At 66.4% G+C, this 19,315-nt stretch carries 18 protein-coding genes; 8 read left to right on the top strand and 10 right to left on the bottom strand.

Annotation, left to right across the window (positions count from 1 at the left end):
- The first annotated feature begins 43 nt into the window (after positions 1–43).
- Positions 44–721, top strand: a complete 678-nt coding sequence (locus AC3RCC_RS12220; protein ID WP_492258562.1) for a glutathione S-transferase family protein — start codon at positions 44–46, stop codon at positions 719–721.
- 201 nt (positions 722–922) lie between these two features.
- On the top strand, positions 923–1,606 hold the full coding sequence (gene rpe / locus AC3RCC_RS12215) for a ribulose-phosphate 3-epimerase (RefSeq protein ID WP_492258561.1): 684 nt from the start codon (positions 923–925) through the stop codon (positions 1,604–1,606).
- Between the two features lie 170 nt (positions 1,607–1,776).
- Here the strand turns inward: rpe and AC3RCC_RS12210 are convergent, their stop codons facing one another.
- Entirely contained in the window at positions 1,777–2,127 is a 351-nt protein-coding gene (locus AC3RCC_RS12210; protein WP_291638761.1) for a DUF1428 domain-containing protein, read from the bottom strand.
- Between the two features lie 183 nt (positions 2,128–2,310).
- Here AC3RCC_RS12210 and purB point away from each other — a divergent pair, with 183 nt between their 5' ends.
- Positions 2,311–3,618: an adenylosuccinate lyase gene (purB, locus tag AC3RCC_RS12205; RefSeq protein WP_492258560.1), complete on the top strand. Its 1,308-nt coding sequence runs from the start codon at positions 2,311–2,313 to the stop codon at positions 3,616–3,618.
- A 46-nt stretch (positions 3,619–3,664) separates the two neighbouring features.
- Complete coding sequence (locus AC3RCC_RS12200; protein WP_492258559.1) at positions 3,665–4,231, top strand: RBBP9/YdeN family alpha/beta hydrolase; 567 nt, start codon at positions 3,665–3,667, stop codon at positions 4,229–4,231.
- Positions 4,232–4,330: 99 nt separating this feature from the next.
- On the opposite strand, the gene AC3RCC_RS12195 is transcribed toward AC3RCC_RS12200, so the two are convergent.
- The 7 genes from AC3RCC_RS12195 to AC3RCC_RS12165 form a co-directional block, all read right to left on the bottom strand.
- The gene (locus tag AC3RCC_RS12195; protein ID WP_452118944.1) at positions 4,331–4,993 is read right to left on the bottom strand and encodes a hypothetical protein; all 663 of its coding nucleotides are present in this window, start codon (positions 4,991–4,993) and stop codon (positions 4,331–4,333) included.
- A gap of 290 nt (positions 4,994–5,283) precedes the next feature.
- Positions 5,284–6,399 (bottom strand): branched-chain amino acid ABC transporter substrate-binding protein, encoded by a 1,116-nt coding sequence (locus tag AC3RCC_RS12190; RefSeq protein WP_492258558.1) that lies wholly within the window; start codon positions 6,397–6,399, stop codon positions 5,284–5,286.
- Positions 6,400–6,549: 150 nt separating this feature from the next.
- On the bottom strand, positions 6,550–6,903 hold the full coding sequence (locus AC3RCC_RS12185) for a DUF6867 family protein (RefSeq protein WP_291638766.1): 354 nt from the start codon (positions 6,901–6,903) through the stop codon (positions 6,550–6,552).
- 43 nt (positions 6,904–6,946) lie between these two features.
- Positions 6,947–7,678 (bottom strand): ABC transporter ATP-binding protein, encoded by a 732-nt coding sequence (locus tag AC3RCC_RS12180; protein ID WP_291638767.1) that lies wholly within the window; start codon positions 7,676–7,678, stop codon positions 6,947–6,949.
- Positions 7,675–8,574: an ABC transporter ATP-binding protein gene (locus tag AC3RCC_RS12175; RefSeq protein ID WP_291638768.1), complete on the bottom strand. Its 900-nt coding sequence runs from the start codon at positions 8,572–8,574 to the stop codon at positions 7,675–7,677. Before AC3RCC_RS12175 ends, AC3RCC_RS12180 begins: the two co-directional genes overlap by 4 nt.
- Positions 8,574–9,956 carry a high-affinity branched-chain amino acid ABC transporter permease LivM gene (livM, locus tag AC3RCC_RS12170; protein WP_291638769.1) on the bottom strand — a complete coding sequence of 461 codons (1,383 nt, stop codon included), beginning with the start codon at positions 9,954–9,956 and terminating at the stop codon, positions 8,574–8,576. The genes AC3RCC_RS12175 and livM overlap by 1 nt, the downstream gene beginning before the upstream one ends.
- Before the next feature lie 4 nt (positions 9,957–9,960).
- Positions 9,961–10,878 (bottom strand): branched-chain amino acid ABC transporter permease, encoded by a 918-nt coding sequence (locus AC3RCC_RS12165; protein ID WP_291638770.1) that lies wholly within the window; start codon positions 10,876–10,878, stop codon positions 9,961–9,963.
- Between the two features lie 384 nt (positions 10,879–11,262).
- Between AC3RCC_RS12165 and AC3RCC_RS12160 the strand changes: the two genes are divergently transcribed.
- From AC3RCC_RS12160 to AC3RCC_RS12150, 3 genes are all read left to right on the top strand, one after another.
- A complete protein-coding gene (locus AC3RCC_RS12160; RefSeq protein ID WP_492258557.1) occupies positions 11,263–12,402 on the top strand; it encodes a dipeptidase in 1,140 nt (379 codons plus the stop codon).
- Positions 12,403–12,535: 133 nt separating this feature from the next.
- On the top strand, positions 12,536–13,339 hold the full coding sequence (locus AC3RCC_RS12155) for an RNA methyltransferase (RefSeq protein ID WP_492258556.1): 804 nt from the start codon (positions 12,536–12,538) through the stop codon (positions 13,337–13,339).
- 211 nt (positions 13,340–13,550) lie between these two features.
- The gene (locus AC3RCC_RS12150) at positions 13,551–14,114 is read left to right on the top strand and encodes an NADPH-dependent FMN reductase (protein WP_291638773.1); all 564 of its coding nucleotides are present in this window, start codon (positions 13,551–13,553) and stop codon (positions 14,112–14,114) included.
- Positions 14,115–14,288: 174 nt separating this feature from the next.
- On the opposite strand, the gene AC3RCC_RS12145 is transcribed toward AC3RCC_RS12150, so the two are convergent.
- Entirely contained in the window at positions 14,289–16,544 is a 2,256-nt protein-coding gene (locus AC3RCC_RS12145) for a TonB-dependent hemoglobin/transferrin/lactoferrin family receptor (RefSeq protein ID WP_291638774.1), read from the bottom strand.
- Positions 16,545–16,982: 438 nt separating this feature from the next.
- Between AC3RCC_RS12145 and AC3RCC_RS12140 the strand changes: the two genes are divergently transcribed.
- Positions 16,983–18,296: a flavin monoamine oxidase family protein gene (locus AC3RCC_RS12140; RefSeq protein WP_492258555.1), complete on the top strand. Its 1,314-nt coding sequence runs from the start codon at positions 16,983–16,985 to the stop codon at positions 18,294–18,296.
- Between the two features lie 78 nt (positions 18,297–18,374).
- Here the strand turns inward: AC3RCC_RS12140 and AC3RCC_RS12135 are convergent, their stop codons facing one another.
- A complete protein-coding gene (locus tag AC3RCC_RS12135; RefSeq protein WP_492258554.1) occupies positions 18,375–19,301 on the bottom strand; it encodes a bifunctional helix-turn-helix transcriptional regulator/GNAT family N-acetyltransferase in 927 nt (308 codons plus the stop codon).
- Positions 19,302–19,315: the final 14 nt, after the last annotated feature.

Raw genomic sequence — 19,315 nt, 5'->3', positions numbered from 1 at the left:
AAGTAATGAGAAAGTCGCTCCAAGAAAACCTGGAGCGACGACCATGATCACCCTCTATTCGGGGCCGCTGAGCCTGTTTTCGCGCAAGATCGAGATCGCATTGCGCGAGAAGGCCTTGCCGTTCGAGCGGATCATGGTGCCGTTCAACCAGACCACCGGCTACGACCCCAAGCATCCCGAAGTCGTCGCCATCAACCCCAAGCAGCAGGTCCCGGTGCTGAACGACGACGGGATCGTGCTCTACGATTCGACGGTGATCCTCGAATACCTCGAAGACGCTTACCCCGAGCCGCCACTCTTTCCGCTTTGTCCCGGCGCCCGGGCCCGCTGCCGGCTCGACGAGCTCTATGCCGACGAGATCATGCTGCAGGCGTTGAAGCCGCTGATGCACCGCACCAGCCCACCGAACACCGACCAGATCCGGCGACTTGCCCAGGAGGCCGACGCGCTGATCGCCGAACAGGCGCTGGAAAAGCACTATGCCGTACTCGAGGACCGGCTCGCCGGCCGTGAATTCTTCGGCGACGCCGTTTCTGTCGCCGACATCGCCCTGTTCATGGGCGTGCTGTTCTCGCTTCGCCTGGGCGGCCCCTCGCTCGCCCCCTTCGACGGCCTGTCGCGCTGGTTCGAGCGGCTGAAGCTGCGGCCGGCTTTCGCGCAGGCCACGGTCGAGATCGCCGAAGCCGACCGGCGCCTGTCGTTTCCGCTGAAGCGCGCGTGAGGGTTCTCCCCGTCTTTCCGGGGCTTCGCGCAGCGAAGAGCCCGGAATCCATGAACACAGGCTTTCCAATGAAGGGCGCTGCGATTGCCGCGCTTCCATCCTATGCGTCATGTTCATGGGTTCCGGGCTCAGGCTCGCGGCCTGCCCCGGGATGACGAAGTGGAGGTTCCGCACAAGCGCGAAACAGGCTAAACGCCGCGCATGAAAAACCCGATCCGCATCGCCCCCTCCATCCTCTCCGCCGACTTCGCCAAGCTCGGCGAGGAAGTCCGCGCCATCGACGAAGCCGGCGCCGACTGGATTCATTGCGACGTGATGGACGGGCATTTCGTGCCCAACATCACCTTTGGCCCCGATGTGCTGAAGGCGATCCGGCCGCATACGAAGAAGTTCTTCGACGTCCATTTGATGATCGCCCCGGTCGATCCTTACATCGAGGCCTTCGCCAAGGCCGGTGCCGACCTGATCTCCTTCCATGTCGAAGCGGGGCCGCATCCGCATCGCACGATCCAGGCGATCAAGGCGCAGGGCAAGCAGGCCGGCATCGTGCTCAATCCCGGCACCCCGGCGAGCGCCATCGAGCCCCTGCTCGACGACCTCGATCTCATCCTCTTGATGACGGTGAATCCCGGCTTCGGCGGCCAGAGCTTCATCCATTCGGTGGTCGACAAGATCGCGCGGGTCCGCGCCCTGATCGGCGAACGGCCGATCGCGCTCGAGATCGACGGCGGCGCGACGCCAGAGACGGCACCGCTCGCGGCGAAGGCCGGCGCCAATGTGCTGGTCGCCGGCTCGGCCGTGTTCAAGGGCGGCCCCTCGGCCTATGCCGGCAACATCGCCGCGATCCGCAAGGCGGCCGAAGCGGCGCGCGGCGACTGGGTCTAGGTTTCTTCGGCACCCTCACATCCTGAGGAGCCATTCCCCAGAGGAATGGCGTCTCAAAGGATGCTTCAGGAGGCTCCAGAACCAACTGCCCCCCCTTCGAGACGGCCGCTGACGCGGCCTCCTCAGGATGAGGCCGCGCTGCTCCCGTCAGCCTCCCAAACATCGAACGTTCAAAGTTCGATCTGCGCGAAGCCGCCATAGATCAGGCGCTTGCCGTCGAAAGGCATCGGATTGGCGCCGGGCTGCATGCGCGGATCGGCCATGATCTTCTCCCAGCCGGCATCGCGCGCCGCCTTGCTCGGCCATTCCACCCAGGAGAAGACGACGACCTCGTCCTCCTTGGCCTCGACGGCGCGGAAGAAATCGGTCTGCTTGCCGCGCGGGACATCGTCGCCCCAGTACTCGGCGACCTTCGTCGCGCCATATTCCCTGAACAGCGGCGCAGCCTTGCGGGCATGCTCGGCATAGGCCTCGCGATTGGCGGCCGGCACGGCCGCGACGAAACCATCGACATAGGACATCTGCATTCTCCTCCTTTGGGTCTGCCGGCGCTCTCGGGAGGAAGAGCACCGCCCCCCAGCCGGCGCGGACGCTAGGCAAGGCGATGGTCCGAAGCTGTCAGCAGCGGCCCCGGCATTTCCGTCCACGGCCCGCACGTGCTAGCGAGCGCGAAAGGAACCCTCTGTCCAGTTGCGAGCCCGCCGATGATCCCCCGCTATTCCCGCCCCGAAATGGTCGCGATCTGGGAGCCGCAGGCGCGCTTCCGCATCTGGTTCGAGATCGAGGCCCACGCCACCGATAAACTCGCCGAGCTCGGCGTCGTTCCCAAGGAGGCCGCGGCGACGATCTGGGCCAAGGCCAGGGACGCCGTCTTCGATGTCGCCCGCATCGACGAGATCGAGCGCGTCACCAAGCATGACGTCATCGCCTTCCTGACGCATCTCGCCGAGATCGTCGGCCCCGAAGCCCGCTTCGTCCACCAGGGCATGACCTCCTCGGACGTGCTCGACACCACGCTCGCCGTGCAGCTCGCCCGCGCCGCCGACATCCTGATCGCCGATGTCGACGCGCTGCTCGCCGCCATCAAGCGCCGCGCCTTCGAGCACAAGCTGACCCCGACCATCGGCCGCTCGCACGGCATCCATGCCGAGCCGGTGACCTTCGGCCTGAAGCTCGCCCAGGCCTATGCCGAGTTCGACCGTTGCCGCGCCCGCCTCGTCGCCGCGAAGGCCGAGATCGCGACCGGCGCCATCTCCGGCGCCGTCGGCACCTTCGCCAATATCGACCCGCGGGTCGAGGAGCATGTCGCGGCCAAGATGGGGCTGACCGTCGAGCCGGTCTCGACCCAGGTGATCCCGCGCGACCGCCACGCCATGTTCTTCGCCACGCTCGGCGTCGTCGCCTCCTGCGTCGAGCGCCTCGCGACCGAGATCCGCCATCTCCAGCGCACCGAGGTCTACGAGGCCGAGGAGTATTTCTCGCCGGGCCAGAAGGGCTCCTCGGCGATGCCGCACAAGCGCAACCCGGTGCTGACCGAGAACCTGACCGGCCTCGCCCGGCTGGTGCGCGGCATGGTCACCCCGGCGCTGGAGAACGTCGCTCTCTGGCATGAGCGCGACATCTCGCACTCCTCGGTCGAGCGCATGATCGGCCCCGACGCCACGGTGACGCTCGATTTCGCGCTCGCCCGCCTGACCGGCGTCGTCGACAAGCTGCTGATCTATCCGCAGAACATGAGGAAGAACCTCGACCGGCTCGGCGGCCTGCACAATTCGCAGCGCGTCCTGCTCGCTCTGACCCAGGCCGGCGCCAGCCGCGAGGAGAGCTACAGCCTGGTCCAGCGCAATGCGATGCGCACCTGGGAGCATGGCGAGGACTTCCTCACCAATCTCAAGGCCGACAAGGACGTGACCTCGCGGCTCTCGGTTGCCGAACTCGAGGCGATGTTCGACGAGGGCTACCACTTCAAGCACGTCGACACGATCTTCCGCCGCGTGTTCGGCGAGGCTTGAGGGCTGCGTCTATGGACATCGGCGTCTTCATGGCTATCTAGCGGCCATGAAGACCTCCGACGCCGACATCCTCATCATCCCCGGCTGGTCCGGCTCCGGGCCGGACCATTGGCAGAGCCGCTGGGTCGCCAAGCTCTCCAGCGCCCGCCTCGTCGAGCAGGAGGACTGGTACAAGCCGGCCCGCGACGCCTGGGCGAACCGCATCGTCGCGGCGGTGCGCGCCGCGACCAAGCCGGTCGTCCTCGTCGCCCATTCCTGCGGGGTCAGCGCCGTCGCGCATGCGGCCGAGCACCTGAAGCCGGGAGAGGTCGCCGGAGCTTTCCTGGTCGCTCCGGCCGCCGAGCGGGCCAAGCGCTCCATCCCGGGCATGGGCGCCGACTTCATCGAGCACCGGCGCGAGCCCCTGCCCTTCCGCTCGGTGCTGATCGCCAGCACCAATGACAGCTACTGCACGCCCGAGGAAGCGAAGGCGCTGGCCGAAGCCTGGGGCTCCGAATTCGTCGATGCCGGCGAGAGCGGGCATCTCAACGCGGAATCCGGCCACGGCCCCTGGCCGGACGGGCTGCTGCGCTTCGCCGGCTTCATGCGCAGCCTCAGCGTCCTGCGGCACTGACGGACGCCAGCACGATCCCGCCCCGATCCATTTCGGGTCGGGCTCGTGCCCTGCATACGGCCCCTCGCATCGCACTTCGGCCGTGTGCCGCGGATCACGTCAGTTCGCGGCGAAGCAGTAGAGCAGTCCGGCTCCACCAGTGCTCCTCAGAGCATCCTGGCTGCAGCCGCGCGACAGATGCGACATGTTCCAGGATTTCGCGGCCGCCGAATCGTCCAGTCCCGAGCGGTCATGGTGGCCGAGCATCACGACGCCCTCGGTTCCGCTCCTGGTATAGTTGCCACAGGTCCGGTCCTCGCCCGGGCCGAAGGCCGTGCCGTCGGCTTGCGAGCCCGTCAGGATGTCGTGCTGGTTGGGCGTGTCGCCGCGGCCATTGACGATCTCGCCCTTCTCAGTGAGCGCGGTCTGCTTGGTGAGGTTCGCCGCGGCGCCATGCAGCTCGGCGAGGCTGCTCGCGATCACCGCCCCCTTGGCGTTGCGCCAGGGTCCGGCGCCGATCCGGTCGCGCGCATTCACCGCCGCCGCCCCGTCCGCCGCCTGCGTCGAGAGATAGGCCCGCCAGGTCTTGCCGCCGGCGCCGACCGCCTGGGCGAGACGCTGGCAGATCGCATCGGCGCCGGCGAGCCCACCGAGATCGGCTCCCTTGCCGGAGCCGGCGCTCGTCACGAAGAAGCTCATCTCGGCAGTCTGGGCCTGGCCGGCGCTCGCCGTCAGCACCAGCAGACCAGCGGCGGCGGCAAGTTCAGTCCATCCGACACGCATCGCTCGACCCTCCCGTCCTGTTCCGCGTTCCGGGACGCGTCGCATCGGTTGGCCTGTCCAAATTCGGAGACGGGCAAGGCGACCGACCCACTGCCAGTTTAGCATGGCCTTGGCCTCGGTGCGGAATCCCCCCCGGCTCGGCAGGCTCGCACCGTGTCCTGACGGGCGGTACGAAGCCGGCGCGATGGGTCACCTGTTGCGAAGATGGGCCGATACCCGTCAACGAAAACCCGCCCCGGATCGCTCCGGAGCGGGCTCGTTTCAGGCCTGAGAAAGATCAGCCGCCGAGATCAGTTCTCGACATAGGTGATCTTGCCGTCGGCGCCCTTCTTCCAGGTGTAGATCGTGTAGTCCGGGCGGGTGATGTCGCCCTTCTTGTCGAAGCCGAGCTTGCCGATCACCGTGTCGACCGGCGCGCCGCCCTGCAGGGCCGCAGCGATCTTCTTCGGATCGATCGAGTTCGCGCGCTTGGCGCCTTCGGCCATGATCTGCACCGCGGCATAGCTGTACAGGGTGTAGGCTTCCGGCTTGAACTTGCGGGCCTCGAACTTCTTCAGGACGGCGGCCGCCTCCGGACGCTTCTGCGGATCCGGCGGGAAGGTCATCAGCGTGCCCTCGACGCCCGGCCCGCCGATCGTGGCGAACTCGTCGGTGGTGATGCCGTCGCCCGAGATCAGCACGGTCTTGAGGCCCTGGTCGCGCATCTGGCGCACGATCAGGCCGCCCTCGGTGTGCAGGCCGCCCCAGTAGAGATAGTCCGCGCCCGTCGACTTCAGCTTCGAGATCAGCGCCGAGAAGTCCTTCTCGCCGGCGTTGACGCCTTCATAGAGCACGTCCTTGACGCCCGCCTTGGTCAGGCCCTTGCGGGTCTCGTCGGCGAGGCCCTGGCCATAGGTCGTCTTGTCGTGGACGATCGCGATCTTCTTGCCCTTCAGGGTCTTGGCGATGTACTCGGCCGCGACGCCGCCCTGCTGGTCGTCACGTCCGCAGGTGCGGAAGACGTTCCACAGACCGCGCTCGGTGATCTTCGGGTTGGTCGCCGACGGGCTGATCATCAGGATGCCGTTCTCGGCATAGACTTCCGATGCCGGCATGGTGACGCCGGAATTGAAGTGGCCGAGCACCCATTTCACGCCGTCGCCGACGAACTTGTTGGCGACCGAGACGCCCTGCTTCGGATCCGAGACGTCGTCGCCGAGCGTGATCGTGATCTTCTGGCCGAGCACGCCGCCGGCCGCGTTGATGTCCTCCACCGCCTGCTCGGCGCCGTTCTTGAGCTGCGCCCCGAAGGCCGCGTTCGGGCCGGTCAGCGGGCCGCCGACGCCGAGCTTGATCTGTGCATTCGCCACGCCGGAAAAGGCGAGGACCGCGCCAAGGGCGATTCCGCCCAAGAGCAGTTTCTTCATGTCTCGTGACTCCCCTGTCTTTCATTGAACGGGTCGGCCAGGAGCCGGCCCGTCTCGGCGCGTGGTGCCACCGTGGAGCGCAGTCTTGCGCTTTTTCAGGATGCTGTCACGCGGCAAGGACGTGAACTTTCGTGGTGCTTTTCGCCCCTTTCAGGCGCTTTCCCGGGCCTTCCAGGTGAAAGGGCCGGTGCGCTCGTAGAGCCAGCGATACTGGGTCGTCATCTGCCGCGTGCGGTTGTAACGCCAGCCCGCCAGGCCGAAGGCGAACAGCACCAGCGTGTCGACCAGGTAGTAGTGGAGGGTCAGCAAGGTCGCCTCGAACAGGGCGAAATGGATGAAGCGGATGACCAGGCCAAGCACCAGCGTATAGGCGACGAGCTGCAGGAAGGGCCGCCAGGTGATCGCCACCGCCCGGCCCGTCATCCAGGCGGCCCAGCCGCCGATCACCACCGTGACGAGAAGGAACAGCCAGATCGTCGGCTCTTCGTAGAGGATGCCCTGCATCACCGTGCTCCCATCCGGCCTGCGCCGCTCCGAACCGACGCCTTCAATGCCGCCCGCCTTCGAGATAGGCGGCACGCACCTGCGGATTGGCGAGGAGCTCCTTGCCCGAACCGCTCATGGTGATCAGGCCGTTGACCATGACATAGCCGCGATGGGCGAGCTTCAGCGCATGGAAGGCGTTCTGCTCGACCAGGAAGACGGTCAGCCCCTGGCTGCGGTTGAGCTCGGCGATCGCCTCGAAGATCTGCTTGACGATCAGCGGCGCGAGACCGAGCGAAGGCTCATCGAGCAGGAGCAGCTTCGGCCGCGCCATCAGCGCGCGCGCGATCGCCACCATCTGCTGCTCGCCGCCGGACAGGGTGCCCCCGCGCTGCTGCAGCCGCTCCTTCACCCGCGGAAAGAGCGTGCACATCTTCTCGAGGTCTTCGTCGAAATACTGCAGCCCCGCGACGGCCGCGCCCATCTGCAGGTTCTCCAGCACGGTCATGCGCGGGAAGATCCGGCGCCCTTCCGGCGACTGGGCGATGCCGATGCGGGCGATCTCGTGGCTCGGCATCCGCGTGATGTCGCGTCCGTCATAGGTGACGGTGCCTTCACGGGCCTGCGGATTGCCGAAGATCGTCATCATCAGCGTCGACTTGCCGGCACCGTTGGCACCGATCATCGTGACGATCTCGCCCTGGTTGACGTCGATATCGACCCCTTTCAGCGCGATGATCTTGCCGTAGAAGGTCTTGACGCCGCGAACGCGCAGCAGCGGCTGTGCCTCGCTCATAGGCCGACCTCCGCTTCCACGGCCGCGACCTCTTCGTCGTCGACGCCGAGATAGGCGGCGATGACCTTCGGGTCCGCCTGAATCTCCTTCGGCGTCCCGTCGGCGATCTTGGTGCCGTAGTCGAGCACCACGACATGGTCCGAAATTTCCATCACCACCGACATGTCGTGTTCGATCAGCAGCAGCGCCGTGCCGAGATCCTTGCGGATCGACAGGAGCAGGGTGTTGAGTTCGAGGCTCTCGCGCGGGTTGAGGCCGGCGGCCGGCTCGTCGAGGCAAAGCAGCACCGGGTCGGTGCACATCGCGCGGGCGATCTCGAGCCGGCGCTGATCGCCATAGGGCAGATCACCGGCCGGGTCGTCGGCCCGATGGATCAGGTTGATCTTCTCCAGCCAGAACTTGGCCTTCTCGATCGCCTGCTTTTCCCGCACCTTGTAGCTGCGGGCGCCGAGCACCCCGAGAAAGGTGAACCCCGAGGCGATCATCAGCGGGTTGTGCTGCGCGACCAGGAGATTCTCGAGCACCGTCATGCCGCTGAACAGGCGGATGTTCTGGAAGGTCCGGCCGATCTTCGCTTCCCAGGCGATGCGGAAATCCGGCATCCGCTCGAGCAGATGGACGGAGGCCCGGTTGATCGAGGAGACGCCGCGCTGGGTCGTGTCGGCGATCAGCTGGTCGGTGTCCGGCAGCGGATGGATCAGCGCCATCCGCCCCTCGGTCGGCTTGTAGAAGCCGGTGATGCAGTTGAACACCGTGGTCTTGCCGGCGCCGTTGGGCCCGATCAGCGCGGTGATCTCGCCGGTGCGTGCCTCGAAGGAGAGATCGTTCACGGCGGTCAGACCGCCGAAGCGCATCGTCAGATGCTCGACCTTGAGCAGGGTGATCGCATCGCTCATCAGCCGTGCCCTTCCTGGACCATGTCGGCCGAGATCGCCTTCTTCTCCTTGAGGAAGGCCGAAGGCTCGCGGGTCGAGATCAGCCCGCGCGGCTTCCAGATCATGATCACCACCATGGCGAAGCCGAAGATCAGCATCCGGTACTTGGTCGGGTCGAAATCATTGCCGAAGACCTGCTTCAGGAAGTCGAGTTCGCGCAAAAGCTCGGTGCCGCCGATCATCGCGATCGCCGCGATGGCGCAGCCCCAGAGCGAGCCCATGCCGCCGAGCACGACGATGGCGAGGATGATCGCCGATTCCATGAAGACGAAGGATTCAGGTGAGATGAAGCCCTGCCGCGCCGCGAAGAACGAGCCGGCGAAGCCGCCGAACATCGCTCCGAGCGAGAACGCCGTCAGCTTGGTGTTGGTGGTGTTGATGCCGAGCGAGCGGCAGGCGATCTCGTCCTCGCGCAGCGCCTCCCAGGCGCGCCCGACCGGCAGGCGCCGGAGCCTCAGGCTGACGAAGGCGGTGAGCAGCGCCAGGCAGAGGATGACGTAATAGAGGAAGATCGTCCGGTAGAGCGGTGTGAACTCCAGCCCGAACACAGCGGCGAAGCCGTTATCCGCCGCGGTGAACGGGATGCCGAAGAAGGTCGGCCGCGGAATGCCGGAGATGCCGGCATAGCCGTTCGAGAAATCCGTCCAGTTGACCAGGACGAGGCGGATGATCTCGCCGAAGGCGAGCGTGACGATGGCGAGATAGTCGCCGCGCAGGCGCAGGACGGGGAAGCCGAGCAGCATGCCCCAGAAGGCGGCCAGGATCCCCGAGAGCGGCAGCAGGATCCAGAAGGACAAGCCGAAATTCTTGGCCAGCAGCGCGTAGGAATAGGCGCCGACCGCGTAGAAGGCGACATAGCCGAGATCGAGCAGGCCGGCGAGGCCGACGACGATGTTCAGCCCCCAGCCGAGCATCACGTAGATCAGGATCTGGACGCCGAAATTGTCGATCCATTTCAGCGCTCCGCCCCAGCCCGCGAGCGTGATCGCGATGATCGGGAAGACGATCAGGAAGCCGAGGCCGAACAGCGAGAACAGGCCGGAATGGCGCTGGAAGAAGCCGATCGTGCCATGCGGCAGGAGCCGGACAGCCGGCTTGTTCGGATCGCGCGTCTGCTTGCGCAGCGCCATCAGGAAGCGCCCGACAAAGACGATCGCCACCGCCCAGGCGACCGTGTCCCAGCGCGGATCGAGGACGAGCTGGTTCTCGATGTTCTGGCGCGTGCCCCAGGAAATGATCGGGATGCACAGGCCGAGGGTGATCAGGCCGGCGAAGGCTGCTTCCTTCAGGGCCGCCATCATGTCGGCCTGGCGCTTGGCCGGCGTCGTTGCGTCGATGGCCATCGGGTCAGACCTTCTCGACTTCGGGCCGGCCGAGGATGCCGGAAGGCATGAACACGAGCACCACCGCCAGGATGCAGAAGGCCGCGACGTCCTTGTAGTCGATGGTGAAATAGGCCGACCACATCACCTCGATCAGCCCGATCAGCAGCCCGCCAAGCACGGCGCCGGGCAGCGAGCCGATGCCGCCGAGCACCGCCGCAGTGAAGGCCTTCACGCCGGGCACGAAGCCGTCATGGAAGGAGACCACGCCGTAGAGCACGAGGTACATCACGCCGGCGACGGCTGCGAGCGCGGCGCCCATCACGAAGGTGATCGAGATCGTGCGGTCGACGTCGATGCCGAGCAGGGACGCCATCTTGCGGTCCTGCTCGCAGGCCCGCTGGGCCCGGCCGAGCGAGGTCTTCTGCACGATGAACCAGAAGGCGGCCAGCAGCACGACCGTCGAGACGATGATGATGATCTGCTTGTAGGAGATCGAGACCGGGTAGGTCGCGCTGTCGATCAGCAGGATCGACTTGTTCAGCATCGGCGGCGTCGGCTTGTTGCGCGGCCCCTGCACGACCTGGACGAAGTTCATCAGGAAGATCGACATGCCGATCGCCGAGATCAGCGGCGCGAGGCGGAACGAGCCGCGCAGCGGCCGGTAGGCGACCCGCTCGATCGTCCAGTTCCACAGCGAGGTGAAGAACATCGCCAGGATCAGCACGAAGAACAGCGACAGCACGATCAGCCCGGCTCCGAGCCAGGCCGAGATCAGCATGAAGAAGATCAGCGCGATGAAAGCCGAGAGCATGAAGACGTCGCCATGGGCGAAATTCACCATGCCGATGATGCCGAAGACCATCGTGTAGCCGATGGCGATGAGGCCGTAGATCGACCCCAGGGTCAGCCCATTGATGAGCTGCTGGACGAAGACTTCCATTGACGACGCCTGTCCCCTCGAATCAGCCCGTTCTTGTGAGTCGACATGACGTCGACGCATGCGGGATGCGATTGCGACGCAGAGCTAGCAACGGTCTGCGCCGCCGACAATCCACCCGCGCCACATTTCTGTCAAAAGCAATCTGCGCCTCTTTGCATATGCAATTGCCGGACGAAATTGCCGCCCTGCAAGCTTCTTTCGCAAGATAATTGCGCACCCTTCACGGAAAAATACGACCATGGTTGGGGCATACGAAACGCTCGAAACCGCATAGCGCGCGAAAACCTCGCGAAACCGATGGCGGCCAGACGGTTTTCGCACTCGCGCAGCAGGTCGGCTCCTGCCACCATCGGGCCTCGCGATTCCTGCCTTCGAAGGTAAGCCATGGCCCTCGCCTCGCCCCCCATCACCGACGCCGCGCAGGCGCGGGCGCTCACGCTCCTGGAGCATGTCGCCCTGATCGACGGGCATAACGACATGCCCTATGTCCTGCGGCTTGACGCCGCGGCCAAGGGCGATGTCGCCGCCTATGATCTCGGCCGGGTCCACCCCGAAACAGATACCGACATTCCCCGGATGCGCGCCGGCCGGCTCGCCGGCCAGTTCTTCGCGGCCTATGTCCCGCCGAACCAGAAGAACCCGGCCGGCTTCGCCCTGGCGCAGATCGCGCTGATGCGCGCGGTCACCGCCCGCCATGCCGACGTCTTCCGGCCCGGCCTCGCCGCCGACGACGTCGCCGCCGCCAAGGCCGAGGGCAGGATCGCCCTATTCATGACGATCGAGAACGGCTCGGCGCTCGACGGCGAGCTCGACGCGCTCGACGCCTATCACGGGCTCGGCGTCCGCCTGATGACGCTCTGCCACAACGGCACGCATGACTGGTGCGACTCAGCCACCGACGCGCCGCGCCATAACGGGCTTTCGGCCTTCGGCAAGGCGGTGATCGGCCGGATGAACCGGCTCGGCATGGTCATCGACCTCGCCCATGTCGCGCCGAAGGCGATGCATGACGTGCTCGACGTCACCACAGCGCCGGTGGTCTGGTCGCACTCCAACGCCTTCTCGCTCTGCGACCACCCGCGCAACGTGCCCGACGACGTGCTCGACCGCGTCGCCGGCAATGGCGGCGTGGTGATGGCGACCTTCGTGCCGGACTTCATCAGCCAGGCCTCGCGCGACTGGCACCGGCCGGCCAAGGACCAGTACGGCAAGACGCCGGACGGGCTCGACTACAAGGCGGCGGAGGCCGAGATCGTCAGGAAGTCCGGTCCGCGCCCCAAGGCGACGCTCGCCGAATATTGCGACCATCTCGACTATCTCGCGCAGCGCATCGGCCATGACCATGTCGGCATCGGCTCGGACTTCTTCGGCGGCGCCGTGCCCGAGGGGCTCGAAGACGTCTCGACCTTCCCGAACGTGATCGCCGAACTGCTGCGCCGCGGCTGGTCGGAAGCGAACCTCGCCAAGCTCGCCTCCGGCAACACGCTGCGGGTGATGCGGGCGGTGGAGCAGGCCGCCGGCTGAGTCGCCGGACAGCGACGGGCGCGCAGAAAACAGGGGAAACGCCGGTGATTTCCGGCTCCCCGATGCCCTCTGACCGGTTGACGGCGCGCGGGCCGCAGGCGCAAAGCTGCGCCCGCTTCAGGAAACTCCGCGCATGACCGGCTCCGGTACCGACCGCACCCGCCCTCCCGTCACGGGGCAGGCTCCCATCGTCATCCTGGTCGAGCCCCAGCTCGCCGAGAATATCGGCATGTGCGCCCGCGCCATGGCGAATTTCGGCCTCTCCGAGATGCGGCTCGTCGCGCCGCGCGACGGCTGGCCGACCGGCGGCGGGCTGAAAAAGGGCGCGACCTCGGCCGCCTCGGGCGCGACCCATATCCTCGACAATGCCAGGCTCTATCCGGACACCGCCTCGGCCATCGCCGATCTCAACCATGTGCTGGCGACGACGGCGCGCGAGCGCGGCCAGATGAAGCGGGTTTACACCCCGGCCGAGGCGATGCCCGGCCTTGGCGAGCGGATCGGCGGCGGCGAGCGCGTCGGCATCCTGTTCGGGCGCGAGCGCATCGGCCTGACCAATGAGGAGATCAGCTTCGCCGACGCGATCCTGACCTTCCCGGTCAACCCGGCCTTCGCCTCGCTCAACCTCGCCCAGGCGGTGCTGCTCTGCGGCTATGAATGGCTCAAGACATCGGGCGGCGAGCCGAGCTTCCGCGAGAACAACCCCTCCCCGCCGGCGACACGGGCGACGGTGCTCTCGATGTTCGACTATGTCGAGGCCGAGCTCGACCAGTGCGGCTTCTTCCCGCCGGGCAAGAAGGCGATCATGAGCGCCAATCTGCGCGACATTCTGCACCGCCTCGCAATGACCGAGCAGGAAGCCCGCACGCTGCGCGGCGTCTTCAAGTCCCTGACGGAAGGCCCGCGCCGGCGACGCCCCGAGGAGCCTGCGGCGTAGCGGCGCGAGCCTGCCTATTCTCCGCAAACGCGCTCGTCATCCCGAACAAGCCGCGAAGCGGCGCCGCTTCGGGATCCGTCCTAGGGCGCCGAGCTCCACGATGAATGCCGGGGCAAGCCCGGGGTGACGGCCCGGTTCCGAGAGCATGCCGCACAGGCTAAGCTCGCTCCCGGCATGGCGGCTTTTGCTGCCCCAGCTCCAGGAGAACCGCATGACGCTTCGGCTGCACACCATCATCGCCAGCACCCGCCCCGGCCGCGTCGGCCCGGCGGTCGCCAACTGGTTTCACGGGGTCGCGCAGGCCCATCCCGGCTTCGATGCCCATCTCGTCGACCTCGCCGACTTCGCGCTGCCGGTCTATGACGAGCCGAAGCACCCCGTCATGCGCGACTACATCCACGAGCACACCAGGCGCTGGAGCGCCAGCGTCGAGGCCGCGGACGCCTATGTCTTCGTCACGCCGGAATATAATTTCGGCCCGACGCCAGCCCTCGTGAATGCGCTGAACTATGTCTATGGCGAGTGGACCTACAAGCCCTGCGCCTTCGTCAGCTATGGCGGCGTTTCCGGCGGGCTGCGCGCCGTCCAGCTGACCAAGCAGATCGTCACCACCCTGAAGATGATGCCGATCATGGAAGCCGTCACGGTTCCGATGGTCGGCCAGTCGATCAAGGACGGGGTCTTCGCCGCCAACGACCTGCACCGCAAGAGCGCCGCCGACCTGCTCACCGAGCTCGGCAAATGGGCTGGCGCGCTGAAGCCGCTGCGCGGCTAGATCACCGCGCGTCCGTTCGGACGCGATCACGGTGATCTATCTCAGTGTTATCGCATCGGAGTTTTCCGAAAAGCGGAGTCCACTTTTCGGTCCGATGCGATAGGGCAGGTTCACAAACAGAAAGAGGCCGGCGTCAAGGACGCCGGCCTCTTTCTGTTCAAGGCGCGCCGGCGCTCAGAACTGGTATTTCAGCGTCGCCTTCACGGTACGGCCGGGCTCGCTGTAATAGTCGCGCGCCTGGGCGAGCACGCCGGTCGGCACATTGACCGCGTCCCAGTACTTGCGGTCGAAGATGTTGTAGACGCCGACCTGCAATTCGAGATCGGCGATCTGCGGCATCGGCCGCCACCAGGCCGAGGCGTTGAAGATCGCGTAGCCCGGCGCCTGGAAGCCCTGCGAGGTACCGGTCGTAGCCGCGACATCCTTGCGCGCCCCGGCCAATTTGGCCGACACCTCCGCCCCCCAGTTATCCGTGCCATAGGCGACCGCGACGATGCCCTGCACCGGCGGGATCGAGTTGAGATGCGTATTGTTGTCCTTGTTCTTGCCCTGGACATAGGAGAACGAGCCGCGCACCAGCCAGTTCGGCGCGAAGGCATATTGCATATTGGCCTCGAAGCCGGAGATCTGGGCCCGCGCGACGTTCTGATAGGCGGTGATGCCGCCCTGCGGGTAGAGCCCGCCGGGCGCGGCGATCTGCGTCTGCTCGATGAAATTGCGATAATCGGTGTGGAAATAGGTCAGCGTGCCGCCGAGGGCCTTGTCGCCGAAGCGGACGCCGACATCGATGCCGTTGCTGGTCTCCGGCCGCAGGTCGGGATTGCCGGTGCGAAGATAGGTACCGACGGCGCCGAAGGTCGCGTAGAGCTCGCTGGCAGTCGGAGCGCGGAAGCCCTTCGACCACTGCGCGAACAGCGTCACATCCTTCACATAGGGCGCATTCTTGAGGATATCGTATTCGAGGCGGATGCGCGGCGACCAGGCGTCGTCGCTCGAACTGGCCGGCATTCTGCCGCTATAGGCTGCGCTGCCGATATAGCTCGCCGTCGCCTTCGGAGCCTCCTCATACCAGTCGAAGCGGACGCCGGGCGTCAGGCGCAGCGTGTCGTTGAGGAAACCGAACTGGTGATGCGCATAGAAGGCAACCAGCTTGCCCTCGACGCGAGGCGTGTCGGACTGGTTGCTGTGCAGGTTGTTGCAGGCGGTGAAGGCGCCCGTATAGGGCCTGCGGCAGCTGTCCAGGCCGGCCGAATACTGATCGAGCGTCGATGACCTCAGCTCCGTACCGAGCAGGAGCCGATGCGACACCGGGCCGGTGATGAAGCTCTTGATCAGGTGCCCGTTGAAGCCGAAGGCCTTTTCCTCGACCTCGTTGTTGCGGGCATAGGGCCCGATCACGCTGGTGAAGCGGTAGGCATTGAGGATCGAGTTCCGCGTCACGCCCTGCCAGTAGAGATTGGCATGGGCCTCGTCGATGAGGCCGCCCGGCAGCTTGTAGTCATAGGTCAGCGAGACGCGCTTGCGCTCGACATCCTCCTGGGTCGCGTGTCGACCCGGGCGATAATTGCCGGTGAGCGAGACGGCACTGGTGCGCGTCTGGATCTCGTCGGAGCGCTTGAAGATCTCGCCGGTCAGCCCGAAACGGTGCACCTCGTTCACATACTGATGCAGCTTGGCGAGGAAGCTGTACTGGTTGAAGTCGACCGGGTTCGGCTCGGTGCGGGTCGCGCCGATGCTCGGATTGTTCCCGCGGTTTTCTGTTTCGTGCCCGCGGCGCAGCCCGCCCTGGATCATCAGCCAGGTATCCTTGAACCGGCCAGCGACGGCGCCGCTACCGAACCAGGCCTTGTCGGTCGTGTCAAAGCCCGTCTTGGCGAGCCCCCCGAAGGTCTTGCCGGGCCGGATGAGGTCCTCAGGATCGAGCGTGCGCACCGCGAGCGCGCCGCCGAGGGCGCCCGAGCCGAGCGTGCTGGCACCGCTTCCGCCGCGCAACAGATCAAGCGTCGACAGCGAATCGAAGTCGAAGGCCGTACCGATACTGCGGTCGATGCGGTTGTCCTGGATGAAGGGCTGACGGATGCCATCGACCGTCGTCAGCACGCGGGCGCCGTCGAGGCCGCGAATGTTCACCGAACCATTGTTGCGGTTGAAGGTGATGCCGGCCTCCAGCCGCTGCGACAACTCCTGGATGCTCTGGACCTGCGCCCGGTCGAGCTCCGCACGTGTCGTCGTCGTCGTCGTCGGGCCAGCGACCAACGGGGCCGCCGTCGCCGCCTCGCCCTGCACGACGATCGCGTCGAGCGTCACGGCCGGCTCGCCGACGCTGCGTTCCGCCTGCCGCTGTTGCTGCGCTGCCGCCGGCGCCGCCATCGCCAGCACCAAAGCCCCAAGCGCCACGCCATGTCGCAGCCCACCGGAGTAATCGCCCATAGCCCCAATCCCGTCCTAGCCGAAGACTTCCGAAGTGAAGTCATTTGATAGTTTGCAATCGTTTTAAACTAAGGACCCTGCCTTAATTTCAGCATCAGCGAATAGGAAAATCACTTTTGACTGTCAAATGATTCTCTTTACTGGGAAGAACTACGTATTTATTATAATTCTAATCTGCAGCCAGATCGATATCCCTGTTTCCGGAAGGCAGGCGGAGACGCCCACCGCGGAGCCAGTGCTCGGACAGCCCCCCCGGGGAGGGTCGCCTTGCGCGCATCTCGCACCGGCGCCGAACCTGCGTTCGGGCCCACGCCTTGAGCCTGGCGCACCGCCTCCCCATCTCGTGAACGCACCGGCACCGGGCATCGCGCTTTGCGCCTTGCAGCCTCGGCTTCGGGTGGCATGATGCAGTGCAAGATGCGGAGGGAAGCTCACGCCATGCTCGACCGCCGGAAACTGCTGCTGGGCTCTGCGGCCATGGCCGCGGCCTCGGCCGGTTCCGGTCGGGCACAGGCTCGTGACCATGACGTCGTGGTCATCGGCGCCGGCGCGGCCGGCATCGCCGCCGCCCGGCAATTGCAGGCGGCGGGGCGCGCCGTGATCGTGCTCGAGGGCCGCGATCGCCTGGGCGGGCGCACCTTCACCGATTCCTCGCTCGGACCTTCCTATGACGCCGGCGCGATGTTCATCCACTGGGCCGAGCGCAACCCCTGGACCACCATCGCCCAGGAACTCGGCATCGCCACGCCGAATGAAAGCTGGGGCGGCGGCTTCCAGCTCTTCCAGAACGGTCAGCCGATGTCGCAGGGCGATCGCCAGCGCCGCCGCGGCGCCTTCGGACAGATCGACCGCCGGCTCGAAACCGCGGACCTCAAGACGCGCGACCAGTCGATCGCCGAATTGCTGGGCGATCTCGGTCCCGACCTCGCGCCGATCGCCTCCTCCGGCCTGCTGCTCTCGATCGGCGAGGAAGCATCCCGGATCTCGGCCCGCGACTATCAGCGCCTCTGGGCCGGCGAGGACTATGTCGTGCCGAGCGGCTACGGCAATCTGGTGGCGCGCTATGGCGCCGGGCTCGACATCCGCCTGAACCAGACCGTCACCGCGATCCGCTGGGACGGTCCCGGCGTCGCGATCACCACGGCTTCAGGCACGCTCAACGCCCGCGCCTGCATCGTCACCGTGCCGGTCGGCGTGCTCAAGGCCGGCGCGATCCGCTTCACCCCGGCACTGCCAGCCCGCACACAGGGCGCGCTTTCCGGCATCGGCATGGGCGCTCTGACCAAGATCGCGCTCAAGGTCGACGGCAACCGCTTCGGCATCGCGCCCGGCACCAGCTATTTCGAGGCCGGTGCCAATGGCCGGCTGATGAACTTCGACCTGTTCCCCGGCGATCAGGACCTGGTTGTCGGCTTCTGCGGCGGCGACTATGCCCGCGAGCTCTCGCATTCCGGGCCGGAGGCCGCCCGCGCCCATGTCGTCGACCTGCTCGCCAACATGATCGGGCCGGAGTTCCGCAAGGCTGCCGGGCCGGTCTCCTTCCCGGCCTGGTGGACCGATCCTTTCGCGCGCGGCTCCTATTCGGTCTGCCTGCCCGGCCATGCCGGCGCCCGCGACATCCTGGCGGAGCCGATCGCCGGGCGCCTCTGGCTCGCCGGCGAGGCGACTACGGGGGGCGGCGCCATGACGGCCGGCGGCGCGACGCTGGCGGGACGCATGGCGGCGGCAGCGGTGGCGCGGCTCAAGGCCTGAACCTAGCCGAGGGAACTGGAGCATTTTCGAGCGAATTGGACGCCGGCTCGCGTGAAGAAAATGCGATAAAACAAAGAGCTAGAGGTCGAGCTCCCAGTTCTGCCCAACCAGATTCTGCCCGAAGGAATGATGCTTCTCCTCGGCCACCAACCGAAAACCCTCGGCGAGATAGATCGCCCGCGCCGCATGCAGGATGTCGTTGGTCCACAGCATCATCCGGCGATAGCCGGCGGCGCGGGCGAAACCGACCGCCTCGCGCACCAGCTTCTTGCCGAGGCCGAGGCCCTGCGCGCGCTTCTCGACCAGCACCAGCCGCAGCTTCGCGACCTCCTCGCTTTCGCGCACCGCGAAGGCCGAGCCGACCGGCGCGCCGTCCAGCTCGGCGATGAAGCAGCGCTCCCGTCCAGGCTGGAATTCGCGCAGGAATTTCGCGGCGATCTCGGCGACCAGCGCCTCGAAGCTGATGTCCCAGCCATAATCCTGCGCATAGAGCCGGCCATGGGCCGAGATCACCCAGCCGATATCGCCGGGCCGGTGCTCGCGGATCGTCACCATGCGCCGTGCCGCGCTGTCCCCGGAGAGCAGCCCCTGCGCCAGGTCGAGTGCGCCCACGAGCGCCGCCTGCCCGGCCGGATCGAGCCGAGACAGGATCGCACTCGCCTGCTCGCATGAAGCCTTGTCCAGCGGCCGGAATGCGGCCTGCCCGGCCTCCGTCAGCTGCAATTTCAGCGCCCGCGCGTCGCCTTCCGCCTTTTCACGCGCGAGCCAGCCCAGCGTCACGAAACGCTTCAGCAGCCGCGAGAGATAGGCGGGATCGAGGCCGAGCTCGCGGGCCAGCTCGCCGGCGCGCCAGCCGTCGCGCTGCGCCAGCTCGTAGAGCACCCGCGCCTCCGTCAGGCCGAAGCCGGAGCCATGGAGATCACCGCCCAATGCCCCGACCCAGCGGGTGTGAAAACGATTGAAGCGGCGGATCGCATCGACGGCATGAGGAGCGATGGCTGGCATGATGGCCTCCTGCT

Source organism: Allobosea sp. GW823-FHT01F03 (assembly GCF_058798075.1).
This window is presented reverse-complemented; position numbering and strand designations above follow the sequence as displayed.

What these genes read in the sequence shown, in the direction of transcription:
- AC3RCC_RS12145 (WP_291638774.1), bottom strand. Translation starts at nt 16,544, where the DNA reads ATGGGCGATTACTCCGGTGGGCTGCGACATGGCGTGGCGCTTGGGGCT.
- purB (WP_492258560.1), top strand. Translation starts at nt 2,311, where the DNA reads ATGATCCCCCGCTATTCCCGCCCCGAAATGGTCGCGATCTGGGAGCCG.
- AC3RCC_RS12135 (WP_492258554.1), bottom strand. Translation starts at nt 19,301, where the DNA reads ATGCCAGCCATCGCTCCTCATGCCGTCGATGCGATCCGCCGCTTCAAT.
- AC3RCC_RS12140 (WP_492258555.1), top strand. Translation starts at nt 16,983, where the DNA reads ATGCTCGACCGCCGGAAACTGCTGCTGGGCTCTGCGGCCATGGCCGCG.
- rpe (WP_492258561.1), top strand. Translation starts at nt 923, where the DNA reads ATGAAAAACCCGATCCGCATCGCCCCCTCCATCCTCTCCGCCGACTTC.
- AC3RCC_RS12190 (WP_492258558.1), bottom strand. Translation starts at nt 6,399, where the DNA reads ATGAAGAAACTGCTCTTGGGCGGAATCGCCCTTGGCGCGGTCCTCGCC.
- AC3RCC_RS12160 (WP_492258557.1), top strand. Translation starts at nt 11,263, where the DNA reads ATGGCCCTCGCCTCGCCCCCCATCACCGACGCCGCGCAGGCGCGGGCG.
- AC3RCC_RS12220 (WP_492258562.1), top strand. Translation starts at nt 44, where the DNA reads ATGATCACCCTCTATTCGGGGCCGCTGAGCCTGTTTTCGCGCAAGATC.
- AC3RCC_RS12165 (WP_291638770.1), bottom strand. Translation starts at nt 10,878, where the DNA reads ATGGAAGTCTTCGTCCAGCAGCTCATCAATGGGCTGACCCTGGGGTCG.
- AC3RCC_RS12195 (WP_452118944.1), bottom strand. Translation starts at nt 4,993, where the DNA reads ATGCGTGTCGGATGGACTGAACTTGCCGCCGCCGCTGGTCTGCTGGTG.
- AC3RCC_RS12210 (WP_291638761.1), bottom strand. Translation starts at nt 2,127, where the DNA reads ATGTCCTATGTCGATGGTTTCGTCGCGGCCGTGCCGGCCGCCAATCGC.
- livM (WP_291638769.1), bottom strand. Translation starts at nt 9,956, where the DNA reads ATGGCCATCGACGCAACGACGCCGGCCAAGCGCCAGGCCGACATGATG.
- AC3RCC_RS12180 (WP_291638767.1), bottom strand. Translation starts at nt 7,678, where the DNA reads ATGAGCGAGGCACAGCCGCTGCTGCGCGTTCGCGGCGTCAAGACCTTC.
- AC3RCC_RS12150 (WP_291638773.1), top strand. Translation starts at nt 13,551, where the DNA reads ATGACGCTTCGGCTGCACACCATCATCGCCAGCACCCGCCCCGGCCGC.
- AC3RCC_RS12185 (WP_291638766.1), bottom strand. Translation starts at nt 6,903, where the DNA reads ATGCAGGGCATCCTCTACGAAGAGCCGACGATCTGGCTGTTCCTTCTC.
- AC3RCC_RS12175 (WP_291638768.1), bottom strand. Translation starts at nt 8,574, where the DNA reads ATGAGCGATGCGATCACCCTGCTCAAGGTCGAGCATCTGACGATGCGC.
- AC3RCC_RS12200 (WP_492258559.1), top strand. Translation starts at nt 3,665, where the DNA reads ATGAAGACCTCCGACGCCGACATCCTCATCATCCCCGGCTGGTCCGGC.
- AC3RCC_RS12155 (WP_492258556.1), top strand. Translation starts at nt 12,536, where the DNA reads ATGACCGGCTCCGGTACCGACCGCACCCGCCCTCCCGTCACGGGGCAG.